The sequence below is a fragment of the uncultured Amaricoccus sp. genome, from assembly GCF_937891315.1.
Classification (GTDB): Bacteria; Pseudomonadota; Alphaproteobacteria; order Rhodobacterales; family Rhodobacteraceae; genus Amaricoccus.
In genome coordinates this window covers 1-12,829 of record NZ_CALAGI010000068.1, presented here as the reverse complement: position 1 = coordinate 12,829, position 12,829 = coordinate 1, and the positions used below count along the sequence as shown (strand labels likewise).

Genomic DNA, 12,829 nt, shown 5'->3' with positions numbered 1-12,829 from the left:
CGGCTACGCGAGGTCGGGGCGGGAAGGGCGAAGGCGAAGCAATCAAACGGATTTGCTATGAGACCCGACGCGGGCAACCCTCCGGGCGGTCAGAAATCGTCCGGATGGCTTCCCAGGATATGATTCATCATCTTCGACGGCTCGACGCAGCCGGCGTCGCCGACGATCCGGGCCGGAACACCGGCCACGGTCTTGCAGGGCGGCACTTCCTCCAGCACCACCGAGCCCGCGGCGATCCGGCTGCAACCGCCGACCCTGATATTGCCGAGCACCGCCGCCCCCGCTCCGATCAGCACGCCATTGCCGATCTTCGGATGCCGGTCGCCGTCCTCCTTGCCGGTTCCGCCGAGCGTGACGGAATGCAGCATCGAGACATTGTCGCCGACCACGGCGGTTTCGCCGATCACGATCGAATGCGCATGGTCGATCAGGATGCCATTCCCCATCGTCGCATTGGGATGGATGTCCACCCCGAACACCTCGGAGGTGCGCATCTGGATGAAATAGGCCATGTCGCTCCGGCCCTGGGTCCAGACCCAATGGCCGATGCGATAGCATTGCAGCGCCTGGAAACCCTTGAAGAACAACAAGGGCTGGATATAGCGGTGGCAGGCGGGATCGCGTTCATAGACCGCCATGATGTCGGCCCGCGCCGCGACGCCGAGCGCGCGTTCCTCGCCATAGGCCGCGTCGGCGATCTCGCGCAGGATAAGCTCGCTCATCTCGGGCGAGGCGAGCTTCTGCGCGATCCGATAACTCAGCGCCCGCTCGAGGCTCGCGTGATGCAGCACCCCCGCGTGCACCAGACTCGCCATCAACGGCTCGTTGCGCGCCACATCCTCCGCCTCGCGACGGATCATGGTCCAGACCGGATCGAGACTGGCGACGTTCGCCTTGACCTGTGCCACTTCTGACCTCTTGAGCTCCTCGCAGGTTAGGTCGCTCAGCCGCCGGCAAAAATCAAGGCCAGTGTTCCGGCAAGGTTTGCTCCGCGGGGTCGACGCGCGGTTCGGCGCCCCGCGGCGCGCCTCACGACCCCTCGGGCATGAACTGGGTCTCGATCGTCACGTCGATCCGGTCGCCGATCAACGGCACCAGCGTGTCGAGCCCCCAGTCCGACCGGTCGAAGCTCGCCGTCGCCGAGAAACCGACCTTCGCCACCTTGGCGAACGGGTGCTCGGCCATCGAGCCATTGAAGGTGACGGCCAGCGTCGCGGGATGGGTCTCGCCGCGCATGGTCAGGTCGCCATGGACGAGCCCGGTGTTCTCGCCCGTCACCTCGATGCTGTCGGAGACGAAGACGATCGGCTTGCCGGCCAGAAAGTCCTCGCTGCCCGCGATCATGCCGTCGAAATCGGTCTCCTCGGGAAACGGAAAGTCCGTGCGCAGCGAACGCGGATCGATCTCGACCCGCAGCGTCGAGGCCGCCGGCTCCTCCGGCTTCCAGTCGAGCACCGCCTTGGCGCCGACGAACCGCGCCGTCCAGTGCGACAGGCCGGAATGATCGAGGCTCCAGGCGACGCTGGTATGGGCGGGATCGGCGACATAGACGCCGGCCGGCGCGGGCGGCGTGCCCGGCGGCGTGGTCGCGCTCACGGCCTGGCCGAAACCGGCGATCGCAAGGGCCAGAAGGATGGAGCGCGGCATGGAAGGTCTCGCTTTCTCGTCTCGGGAAACGCCCGGTCGGCGTCTCCGCCTTGAAGGGCGAGGACCATCCCCGCCGCTGCGAAGGGATCTACCCGCGCGGATGTCACCGGGCATCCTAATTGGTTGCTAACCCCGGTCGCGCGCTCCTAAAACTTTCCTAAGCGGGATCCAGGCGCGCCAGGTCCGCGCGCGGGGCCGGGAGTTTGGCGGCACGCTGGACCCGCCTCGGGCATCGGTGGGGATGGGCGGATCGCCCACCCCCGCGCCGGCTTTCAGAGGATGAAGTCGCCCGCGCTCAGATCATGGTCGCCGACCAGCAGGATCTTGAAATCCGCCCGGCCGTCGCCATCGGTATCGCCATAGACGGTTGTGCCGCTGGCACCGGACTTGAAGCGCAGCTCGCCCGCTTCGCCGCTGAAGGCATCGTCGCCGATGAAGCTGAAGCGGTTGTTGCCGCGGGCATCCTCGTTGGCGTCGATCTTCGAGAGATGGATGAGATCGTTCTCCGCCGAGTCGAAATCCCGGATCTTGTCGCCCCTGGTCTCGGCCACCGTCTGGAAGATGAACTGGTCGGCGCCCGACCCGCCGGTCAACCGGTCCGCGCCAAGTCCGCCGATCAGCTTGTCGGCTCCACCGCGCCCGGACAGCGTGTCATCGCCGCGCATGCCGCGAATCGTGTCGCCGAAGCGCGTGCCCGAATATTTGTCGTCGCCGGCGGAGCCGACGAGGCTCTGCGCCTCACCGAACAGGACCTTGGTCAGCGCGGCCGGATCGGCGGCGGTGCCCGAGGGCCCTCCGCCCATCATCCCGGCGACGATCTTGTGCACCGGCCCGGCGACACCGGGCTCGTTCTCGATATCGAGCCCCGAGAAGGTGATGTGGGGCGTCGCCGTCGTCACGACCCCGCCGTTCAGATCGAGATCGCCGGTATCCTTGTCATAGGCGTCGCCGAGGGTCACGAGGCTGACCTTGTCGATCTCGCCGCTGATCGTGTGGTTGGAGAAGGTATAGAGGAAATCGTCGCCATCGAGCAGGACGGCGCGGGCCGCGCTCTCCTTGCCGGTCACCGGCGTGTCGAGATGGACGATCTGGGTCGTCTCCTCCTCGCTCTCGCCGAGAAACAGCGGCGAGCCACTGGGTGCGAAGCCTTTGAAGAAGGCGTCGTATTCCTTGTTGAAATCGACGCCCGACTTGCCGGCGAGGGTGATCTTGACGGTCATATAAGACTCTCCTGCGGCCTCGCCTCGATCAGAAGACGATCGAGAACGAGGCCAGTGCGTTGAAACCTGGCGATGGCTGGGTGTTGAGATACTGGGTGTAGGTCTGGTTGGTGATATTGTTGAGCGCGAGGCCGAAGACGCCGCGCGCGCCGATCTGGCGCGTCAGGAACAGATCCAGCGTCTGCCAGGCGTCGCTGGTCAGCGTGCCGTCCTCGCGCTCGCCGACGAGCGTCAGGCGGGCACCGGCCTCCAGCACCTTCGCCGCGTCGCGGAAGCCGCCGGTCAGCACGAGACGGTTCGGCGCGATGCCGGAGACCGGCGCGTCGGTGGTGAGGTCGGTGCCCTGGATCAGCTGGCCGGACAGGCCGCCGAACAGCCGCTCGGCGTCATAGGTGATCTCGAGTTCGACCCCCTCGATCCGCACCTCCTCCATGTTGTCGTACTGCATGTAGGGGTCGAACAAGGTGCCGCGCTCGACGAGGCCGATATAGTCCTTCACATCGTTGCGATAGATCGCGGCCCGCGCGGTCAGCGCGTCGCCCGACCGGAAAAGATCGGCGAAGGCGAGGGTCGCGCCGATCTCCGAAGTGAGCGCGCTCTCCGGTTTCAGCTCGGGGTTCGGCCGGATGTAGAAATCCGCCGGCTCGGGATGCATGCCGTTGACCAGGGTTTCCGACAGGGTCGGCGGGCGGAACGCCTTGGCGAGCGTCGCATGGAGCGTCGCCACGCCACCGACCTGCTTGCGAAGGGTCAGCGACGGCGAGAGCTGCGCGCCCGAGGCGTCGCCGTCATCGCTTTCGAGGCGGTAGTCGTCAGCGCGCAAGCCGATGATCGCCTGAAACGTCTCGGTCAGGTCGATCGCATCCTGCGCGAGAAGTGAGCCGACCCACCGCCGGCCGGAGGGGCTGAGGGAACCTCCGAGCGCCGTCGGATCATCGACCGTGACGTCATCGCCGAACGCGTCGAGCACGAAGGTCAGCGCATGGTCGGTGGCGCCGAGCGCGAAGTCGGTCTCGGCCGAGCCGCGCAGGCCATTGGTGACGGTCTCGTAGGAGCGCGACGGCCCGATGGGGCGGAAATCGAAATCGTCGAGCAACTGCTGATCGACAGTCGTCACCGTGCGGAACAGCGTCAGATCGCCGGTGACCGGGCCGCCGCCGTCATGGACGTAGTTCAGCACCGCGTTGCCGGTGACGAGGTCGTTGTCGCGCGGGGTGCCGCTGAATTCGCCGGTGCGGAAGCTCGACTGGAGCTGGGAATAGGAAAAGGTCAGCGCCTGGCCGTCGTCGGTGGCGAAGGAGAATTTGCCCAGGCCGGAGAGATTGGTCTCGGCCGCGTTGACCTCCGTGCCGTCGCCGGCGCGGTAGTCCGAGACATCGGCGCGGGTGAAGGCGACGAGGAAATCGCTGGCCGCGCCGATCCGCCGCGCATATTCGAGATGCGCGGTCGGACTCTCGGTCAGGGTTCCATAGCGCAGCCGCGCCTCGCCACCCTGGGTCTCGCCGGGCGCGATCAGGTCGCCCGCCTCGACGGTGCGGAGCGCCAGCGTGCCGCCGATGGCGCCCGTCGCGGCATCGGTTCCGGCCGGACCACGCACCACCTCGATCGAGCGCAGCATCTCGGGATCGGTGACGAAGGTGCCGTTGGGACCGTGGTCGCTCCGCGCGAAATTCTGGCGGGCGCCGTCGATGGTGACGACGACGCGGCCATTGCCCTGCAATCCCCGGATATTGACCGCGATCGCCGGATCGCCGGGCGTGGTCTCGGTGGTGACCCCGGGGATGGTATTGAGCACGGCCGGCAGATCCGCGCCCTGGAACGTGCCGAGCAGCGCGTCGCGCTCGACGATCGAGGCATTGCCGCCACCGTTGGCCGCGCCGCCGACGGTCGAGCTGGTGACGACGATCGGGTCGAGGGTCATGCCCCCATCCGCCGCCTCCATGTCCTGCGCCGCGATCGGCGTTCCGCAGACGAGCACGAGCGCCGCGCAGCCTAGGCGCGGACACGGACGGAGCGGCGGCGAGAACGGGCGCATGATCTCATCGGTCCAGTCGAAAGGGGATCGGTGTGACTGGCCAGGGAGTGACGGCGCGCGCGCATCCCTTCGCGGACACGCGGCTGACCCCACCCCCATCGCGGGTTACCCGGCGAGAGGCGTATCATTCCTGATTTTTTCGGTCAACCAACGCGACCACGTAGGTGGCGCGACGCCGTCAGAGCGCCGCCTGCGGCAGCACGAACACCCCTCCATCGGGCGGCGCGCGGTTGACGCGCAGCGGCGCGCGATAGGCGCCGCCGAGCAGCGCGTCGGTCAGAACCTCCGCCGCCGTTCCGGCGGCCGCGACGCCGCCACCGTCGAGCAGGACGACGCGATCGGCGAACATCGCGGTCAGGTTGAGGTCGTGCATCACCGCGACCACGCCGCCGCCGCGCCGGGCATAGGCCGCGACGCAGCGCATGACGAGGAGCTGGTGGCCAATGTCGAGGCTCGCGACCGGCTCATCGAGCAGCAGCCAGGCGGGCTTGCCGTCCGCCACCGGCTCCCAGACCTGGGCGAGGGCGCGGGCGAGATGGCCGCGCGCCTGCTCGCCGCCCGAAAGGGTGGCGAACCTCGCGCCACCGCGCGCGGCGAGATCGACGGCGTCGAGCGCCTCGTCGATCACCCGATGCCGACCGGCCGACGCGCCGGCGGCGAGGCCCATCGCCACCACTTCGCGCAGGGTGAAGGGAAAGGCGAGCCGCGCCGCCTGCGGCAGGACCGCGCGGCGGAGTGCCAGGCGCCAATGGGCGAGGCGCGCGATTTCCTCGCCGTCGAGCGTGACGCGGCCGGCGCCCCTGATCTCGCCGGTCAGCACCCGCAGGAGCGTGGTCTTGCCCGAGCCGTTCGGCCCGACGATCGCGGTCAGCCGGCCCGGCGCGGCCTCGAAGCCGAGATCGCGGAGGATCGGGCGACCGCCCAGATCGACGGTGACGCCGCTGGCGCTCAGCATCAGATTTCCCCGAAGCCGCGGCGGCCGAGCAGCAGCCAGAGAAAGATCGGCGCGCCGACCAGCGCGGTGACGATGCCGATCGGCAGCTCGGCCGGCGCCACCACGACGCGGGCGACCAGATCGGCGAGCAGGAGCAAAGTCGCGCCGAGCAGCGCCGAGGCCGGCAGCAACGCGCGATGGCCGGGGCCGATGGTCAGGCGCAAGAGATGCGGCGCGACGATACCGACGAAGGCGATGCCGCCGGAAATGGCAACGGCGGCGCCGGTCGCGGCGGCGGCGATCAGGATGGCGCCGGATTTCAGCCGCTCGACGCGGATGCCGAGGTGCATCGCCGCCGCCTCGCCCAGCGCCAGCGCATCGAGGCCGCGGGCGAGCAGTGGCGCGGCGGCCAGGGCGACGGCGATGATCGGCCCGGCGACGGCGAGCTTGCCCCAGGTCGCCCCGGCCATCGACCCGAGGCTCCAGAAGGTGATGTCGCGCAACTGGGTGTCGTCGGCGACGAACAGCACGAGTCCGGTGCCGGCGCCGGCCAGCGCGGCGACGCCGATCCCGGCGAGAAGCAACGTCGCGACCGAGGTCTGGCCGTCGCGCGTGGCGACGCGGTAGAGCGCCATCGTGGTGATCCAGCCGCCGGCGAAGGCCGCGATCGGCACCAGCCAGGGGCCGGCGACCACCGCGCCGCCGAAGAGGATCGCCAGCACCGCGCCGAGGCCGGCGCCGGCGGTCACGCCGACCACTCCGGGATCGGCGAGCGGATTGCGAAACAGGCCCTGCAGCACGGCGCCCGAGACCGCGAGCGCCGCCCCGACCAGCGCGCCGAGGATCAGCCGCGGCAGGCGGATGTCCCAGAGGATCAGCCGCTCGCGCGGGCTGAGCTCCGCCCCCGACAGCGCGCCGAGCGCCGAGACGCCGGACGCGCCGACCTGCAGGCCGACGAGCGCGGCGAGCATGAGCGCGAGGCCGAGGAGCCCAAGCACCAGCGCCAGCGGCGGACGGGCGTCCGCGTCATGCATCGCGAAACCGGCCAAGGCTCAGCCTTCGTTCAGCGCCCGGCGCAGCGCCGTGACCGCCTCGGCGGTGCGCGGCCCGAAGCCGAGCAGCAGGAGGCCGTCCATCCTGATGAGCCGCCCGGCCTCGGCCGCCGGCGTGCCGGCGAGGCCGGGCAGTGCGAACAGCGTCTCGGCGCTGGCGCCATGGCCGCCGCCCCGGTCCATCATCACCACCGCCTCCGGCGCGGCGGCGAGCACCGCCTCGGCCGAGACGAGCTTGTAGCCGTCGAAGCCGGTCAGGGCGTTCTCCGCCCCCGCCAGCCGCAGCATCGCCTCGGCGCCGGTGCCGCCGCCCGCCGCCATCAGCCGCCCGCCCTCGACGGACAGCAGGAAGATCGCCCGCGGATGCGTCGGCGCCGGGGCATCGGCGGCGGCGCGGATCTCGGCCTCGACGCGGCCGGCGAGCGCCGCGCCCTCCGCCGGCACGCCGAGCGCGTCGGCGACGACCTCGATCTTGCGCGCGACCCCCTCCGGGCTCTCGTCCGACGGCACTTCGACATAGGCCACCGACGCCGCCTCGATCGCGGCGACCGCCTCGGGCGGGCCGGAATCGACATCGGCGAGGATCAGATCCGGCGCCACCGACAGCACGCCCTCGGGCGAAAGGGCGCGCATATAGCCGAGATCGGGCAAGGCCAGCGCCTCCGGCGGCCAGGTCGAGGTGCTGTCGCGGCCGATCAGCCGGTCCGACTGGCCGAGCGCATAGACGATCTCGGTGATCGAGCCGCCGATCGCCAGCACCCGTTCCGGCGCGGCCTCCACCCCGCCCGCCGTCCCGCCGAGCAGCAGGACGAGCGCGCCAAAGCGGATCATCGCGGGCCGGATCATCGCAACGCCTCGGCCGGCTCCGTCCTCGCCGTCGGCTGAGCATCGACCACGGCCTGCCAGGCGGCGATGGCGTCGGGGCCCGCCTTGCCGACGCCGAAGATCTGGGCGATCAGCCCGCCCTCGGCGTCGAAACATTCGATCGAGACCGCCGGCCCGCGGCGGGTCGGCTTGTCGACGGCCCAGACCTCGGCGACATGGTCCTGACGCAGATGCAGGTCGAGCCCGGGATCGAGCACATTGATCCAGGGCCCCATGCCGACGACGTTGCGAACCGGTCCGCCGTGGATCTCGATACAGCCCCGATTGCCGACGAAGATCATGATCGGCACCTCGCCGGCCGCCGCCGCCTCCAGCGCGCGGGTCACCGCCTCGGGCGCGAGCCGGCGGGCCAGGGGCTCGCCCGCGATGCGATAGGCGCCGAGCCGGTTCATGCGCAACCGGCTGACCAGGCTCAGGAACTGGTGCGTATCGGTCATCCGGCCCCAATGGTCGCGCAGATCCGCCGCGCGGTCGGGATTGCCGAACGGCGCCTCGACCGGCGCGCGCGGCGCGACGGCGAGGGTCTCGCCTTGCTCCGCCTCGCGAAGGCCCGCGACGAACGGCTCCCAGAGCGTGGCGTCGGACGCGTCGGTCAGGAAGATCTTGTGCACCGCGTCGCCGGCCGCGTCGAACAGCTGGATCGACCGGCGGAGCCCGGCGGCCGTCTCGCGCTCCAGCGCGAAGCCGGTGATCCAGTGCGCCGGGAAGAAGCGCAGGTCGATCTCGCCATTGGCGATGAGCCCGGCATGACCGCCGCCGGAATAGTTGGCATAGACCCCGGTCTTCTCGATGACGCAGGATTCGTTGCGGGTCAGCGCCATCAGCGGGCCGAAAGCGGCGAGCTCGGGCATGATCCGGTCGGGATGCGCGGCGATCCGGGTCGCGCCATGGCCGACATGCGCGGCGAGGAGCTCGGCCTCGGAGACGCCAAGCTCCTGGGCGAGATCGCGGTCGCGGGCTTTCGGCTTGTCCGCGCGCGCGGCGCGCAATCCAGCGGAATCGAAACGTCTGGCTTCGGTCATGCGGCCCCCGGCGAAAAAAAGGATTGCCTCTCTTGCCGAGACCCCCGGAAAGGGGCGCCCATGCTGGATAGCAGCTCTGCGTTCAGGGATAGTCGAGCGCGCCGGCTCACGCAACAGCCGCTCCGCGGCGCCGGGCGGTGCCAGGTGTCACGGCACCGTTCGGCGCGGCCCCCCGGTCAGGTCCCGGAGGGCGCCGGCCTTCGGTCAGGCGCTCGCGGCGGCTTTCGCCTTCGGCGCCGCGCGGCGCTTGGCAGGGGCCTCGGTCGCGGTCGCGGCCACGGCCTTCTTCTTGCGCGGGGCGGGCGTCGCCGCCGCGCCGATCTCGGCGCTGGCCTGGTTCCAATGGGCCTCCGCCATCCCGTCGGGGCAGCCCTGCTCCTCCCAGATCGCATGCGCGCGTTGACGGATCCGGTCCAGGATATCCTCGGACATGCCTTGCATCCTCCTGTTGCTCGCGGGGTATCTTCCCCGCGCGCAACATGTCAGGGGTCGGAAAGCAACTCAAGTCTGGGTTGTGGACTTCCGCCCCGAACGGCGCCGAAAATCGCCGGTTGCCTGATCAATAGGCGCCGTTCCCGTCAAGTAGCCGAAACGGAGTCATGACAAGGATCCGCAAATCCATCCAGATCGACCAGTTCTCGATATAGTGCAGGTCGTGCTCGACGCGGTGGCGCAGCGTGTCGGGATCGTCGATTTCGCCGCGCCAGCCATTGATCTGCGCCCAGCCGGTCACACCGGGGCGGACCTTGTGGCGCGCCGCGTAGCCCTCGACGATCTCCTCGAAGGCTTCCTGCCGGCTCGAGACGGCGGCGAGCGCGTGCGGCCGCGGCCCGACCAGCGACAGATCGCCGGCCAGCACGTTGAACAGCTGCGGCAGTTCGTCGATCGACCAGCGGCGGATATGGCGCCCGACCCGCGTCACCCGGGGATCGCCCTTGGTCACGATCCGGCGCGCGGTCGGATCGCAGTCCGCGGCGTACATCGAGCGGAATTTCCAGACCGCGACCGGCTTGTGATTATAGCCGTGCCGGGGCTGCCGGAACAGGATCGGTCCCGGCGAGTCGAGCCGGATGGTAAGCGCGGTCAGGATGAAGATCGGCGACAGGAGCAGGATCGCGACGCTCGCCCCCACGACATCGAGCACCCGCTTCAGCGCCAGTTCGCCATCGCGCAGCGGGCGCGAGACCAGCTCGATCAGTCCGCCCTCGGCGGGCGCGCCGGCCCGGCGGCGAAACGCGGGATCGTTGGAAAAGTTCGCGAGCCGCACGTCGAGCGGCAGCACCGCGACCGCCTTCAGGATCTGGCGGATACGGGCCTCGGCGGTGAGCGGCAAGGTAACGATCAGCATGTCGATCTCGGCGGTCCGCGCGAAGGCGACGAGATCGCTCACCGTCCCGAGCCTCGGCACGCCATCGACCACGCCCGGCGAGCGCTCGTCGGAGCGGTCGTCGAAAATGCCGAAGACACGGATATCATTGCCCGGCGCGGCGGCCATCGCCCGCATCACCTCGGATGTGCGAAAGCCACCGCCGATCATCACCGCGCGCCTTTCGGTCAGCCCGAAATCAAGCGCGACCCCGACGAGGACCGCGCCGAGCGCGCGGGCCGGCACCAGGAACACCGCCAGCACCGGGGTGACCGCGAGCGTGTCGCCGGACAACAGCGTCAGGGCGAACCCGACGATGAGCAACTTGAGCACGCTGCGCCGGAAACGCCGCAGCGCGTCCAGCCGGTAGGCGCCGGTGCTCCAGAGCAGCGCGACACCGCCCGCCGCCGCCGCCGCCGACATCCAGATCGCGCTCGCCGGCGGCTCGACCGGCGCCGAGAAATAGCCGTCGAACCAGAGCCCGAGCGTCATGCCCACGAAGTCGAGCATCGCCACCAGCGCGGCGATCGACCCCGGCGCCAGCGACGCCCGCCGCAACCCCCGCGCAACCGTGTGCGCGCCGATCGACAATACTCCGACCTGATCCATCCCCTCACCTTTCGCACCCGAGATACGAAGGCTCTAGGCCCGGCGTCGTTAAGCGCGGCTTATGGAACCGGCGCGAAAATGCTTCGAATAAGCCTAAATCCCGTGCGATCCGACGGGCGGCGCCGGTGCCGCGGGGGTCAGCCGAACCGGATCTTTCGCGCGTAGAACGCTTCGGCCAGATGCTCCGGCGCGCAGCATTCGAGGCCGCGCAACCGCATCAGTCCGCGAAAGGTCAGGTCCTCGAACCAGTGCTTGCCCGCCTGGCTGGCGAAGCAGGTGGTCAGCAACTCGATCTTGCGGTCGGTATCCGCCACCGACGCCGGCACGAAGAAATTCGGCGAGCCGAGGCCCCCGTCATATTTCGGGATCTCGTATTCGAGGATCAGATGATCGCGAAACGTGTTCCAGGCCAGTTCCGACACCAGCCGGTGATCCTGATGCAGGTCGCGGCCATAGTGACAGAGCACCAGGTCCGGCTCCCACCGCTTCAGCGTCTCGAAGAACGCCTTGATCTCGACCCATTGCGCCGGAAAATGCCCGTCGCGAAAGGTCTGGAGCACGATCTCCGCCCGCCCCGCGTCCCGCAGAAAGGCTTCGGCGCTGGCCCGCGCCTCCTCGCCGCGCTGGCCGCCGGCGGCCAGCACGACCCAGACCACCCGCGCTTTCGGATATTCGCGCACCATCCGCAGCATGGTCGCGCCCGCGCCGATCTCGATATCGTCGCTATGCGCTCCAACGCAGAGGATGGTCGCGGGGTCAGGCCACCGCAGGCCGAGCATCGTCGCCGCGCATTTTCCAGACCTGCCAGGGCGTGGTGCCACGCGCCCAGAGATCGTCCAGGGCCTGCTTTTCCTTGAAAGTGTCCATCGGCATCCAGAATCCGTCATGCATATGGGCATAGAGCCGGTTCGACTTGATCAGCCGGTCGAACCCCTCGACCACCAGTTCCTCGCCGGGTTTGAGATGGTCGAAGATCTCGTCGCGCAGCATCATGTAGCCGCCATTCATCCACATGCCCGAATCCCGCACGTTCATCATGCTCGAGACCCGATTCTGGTCGTTCACCTTGACGAGATGGAACGAATAAGGCGGCGGAACACAGCAGAATCCGGCAACCGCGTCCGACGACTGGAAGTTGCGCAGCATCACGTTGAGATCGACATCGGTCAGCACGTCGGCGTAGTTGGCGAGAAACATCTTCTCGCCCTGCAGATGCTTGCGCACGCGCAGCAGGCGCCCGCCGATGTTGGTCTCCAGACCGGTGTCGACGAAAGTGATGCGCCAGTCCTTCTGCTCGGGATTGAGCACGTGGATATTGGCGCCGCCCTGATCGAGCACGAAGTCGCTGGTCAGCGCCTCGTTATATTCAAGGAAGAACTTCTTGAAGGCCTCGCCCTGGTAGCCGAGGCAGAGGATGAAGTCCTTGTGCCCGAAATGCGCGTAGTACCGCATGATGTGCCAGATGATGGGCAAGCCCCCGATCGGCACCAGCGGCTTTGGAATCCGCTCCGAATACTCGCGGAGGCGTGTTCCCATTCCACCACAAAACAGCACAACCTTCATATCGCTTCCTCTTGACCGACCATGCCGGCCCTTGGCGTGGAACATGCAACACAATCCGGGCGATCTTAGCCGTTCCGCACAAAATTTCGAGTCGGTATTCTCACGTTCGGGCAGGACATTGCCAGCCCCCGCGGCGCCCCCGACCTCGGTTCTTGCCTGCCCGGGCGAATCCTCCTACTCCTGACCCGCCCCGCAGCGAGGAGTTTCCCCATGATCGGTCGCCTCAATCACGTCGCCATCGCCGTCCCGGACCTCGCGGCCGCCGCCGCCCAGTATCGCGACACGCTCGGCGCCGAGGTCCACGCGCCCCAGGAAGAACCCGATCACGGCGTCACCGTCGTCTTCATCGACCTGCCGAACACCAAGATCGAGCTTCTGCATCCTTTGGGCGAAGGCTCCCCGATCACGGGCTTCCTCGCCAAGAACCCGTCCGGCGGAATACACCACATCTGTTACGAGGTCGAGGATATCCACGCGGCGCGCGACCAACTCGTCG

The 12,829-nt window shown here is 68.8% G+C and carries 13 protein-coding genes; 1 reads left to right on the top strand and 12 read right to left on the bottom strand.

Annotated elements, in window-relative coordinates:
* Positions 1-89 precede the first annotated feature (89 nt).
* From cysE to Q0480_RS06150, 12 genes are all read right to left on the bottom strand, one after another.
* Positions 90-908 (bottom strand): serine O-acetyltransferase, encoded by an 819-nt coding sequence (gene cysE / locus Q0480_RS06205; protein ID WP_299131518.1) that lies wholly within the window; start codon positions 906-908, stop codon positions 90-92.
* 121 nt (positions 909-1,029) lie between these two features.
* Positions 1,030-1,647 (bottom strand): YceI family protein, encoded by a 618-nt coding sequence (locus Q0480_RS06200; protein ID WP_299131517.1) that lies wholly within the window; start codon positions 1,645-1,647, stop codon positions 1,030-1,032.
* A gap of 272 nt (positions 1,648-1,919) precedes the next feature.
* Entirely contained in the window at positions 1,920-2,867 is a 948-nt protein-coding gene (locus Q0480_RS06195) for a hypothetical protein (protein ID WP_299131516.1), read from the bottom strand.
* Positions 2,868-2,895: 28 nt separating this feature from the next.
* Positions 2,896-4,902, bottom strand: coding sequence for a TonB-dependent receptor (locus Q0480_RS06190; protein ID WP_299131515.1), 2,007 nt, complete (start codon positions 4,900-4,902; stop codon positions 2,896-2,898).
* Positions 4,903-5,080: 178 nt separating this feature from the next.
* Complete coding sequence (locus Q0480_RS06185; RefSeq protein WP_299131514.1) at positions 5,081-5,857, bottom strand: heme ABC transporter ATP-binding protein; 777 nt, start codon at positions 5,855-5,857, stop codon at positions 5,081-5,083.
* Positions 5,857-6,870 carry an iron ABC transporter permease gene (locus Q0480_RS06180; protein WP_299131519.1) on the bottom strand — a complete coding sequence of 338 codons (1,014 nt, stop codon included), beginning with the start codon at positions 6,868-6,870 and terminating at the stop codon, positions 5,857-5,859. Before Q0480_RS06180 ends, Q0480_RS06185 begins: the two co-directional genes overlap by 1 nt.
* 18 nt (positions 6,871-6,888) lie before the next feature.
* Positions 6,889-7,734 (bottom strand): ABC transporter substrate-binding protein, encoded by an 846-nt coding sequence (locus Q0480_RS06175; protein ID WP_299131513.1) that lies wholly within the window; start codon positions 7,732-7,734, stop codon positions 6,889-6,891.
* Positions 7,731-8,795, bottom strand: a complete 1,065-nt coding sequence (locus Q0480_RS06170) for a ChuX/HutX family heme-like substrate-binding protein (RefSeq protein ID WP_299131512.1) — start codon at positions 8,793-8,795, stop codon at positions 7,731-7,733. Before Q0480_RS06170 ends, Q0480_RS06175 begins: the two co-directional genes overlap by 4 nt.
* 204 nt (positions 8,796-8,999) lie before the next feature.
* Positions 9,000-9,227: a DUF2934 domain-containing protein gene (locus tag Q0480_RS06165; protein WP_299131511.1), complete on the bottom strand. Its 228-nt coding sequence runs from the start codon at positions 9,225-9,227 to the stop codon at positions 9,000-9,002.
* 127 nt (positions 9,228-9,354) lie between these two features.
* Positions 9,355-10,770 (bottom strand): exopolysaccharide biosynthesis polyprenyl glycosylphosphotransferase, encoded by a 1,416-nt coding sequence (locus Q0480_RS06160; protein WP_299131510.1) that lies wholly within the window; start codon positions 10,768-10,770, stop codon positions 9,355-9,357.
* Between the two features lie 137 nt (positions 10,771-10,907).
* Positions 10,908-11,549: a PIG-L deacetylase family protein gene (locus Q0480_RS06155; RefSeq protein ID WP_299131509.1), complete on the bottom strand. Its 642-nt coding sequence runs from the start codon at positions 11,547-11,549 to the stop codon at positions 10,908-10,910.
* The gene (locus tag Q0480_RS06150; RefSeq protein ID WP_299131508.1) at positions 11,527-12,333 is read right to left on the bottom strand and encodes a sugar phosphate nucleotidyltransferase; all 807 of its coding nucleotides are present in this window, start codon (positions 12,331-12,333) and stop codon (positions 11,527-11,529) included. Before Q0480_RS06150 ends, Q0480_RS06155 begins: the two co-directional genes overlap by 23 nt.
* Before the next feature lie 210 nt (positions 12,334-12,543).
* On the opposite strand from Q0480_RS06150, the gene mce reads away from it, so the two are divergent.
* The coding region (gene mce, locus Q0480_RS06145) for a methylmalonyl-CoA epimerase (protein WP_299131507.1) at positions 12,544-12,829 on the top strand (286 nt) is incomplete at its 3' end.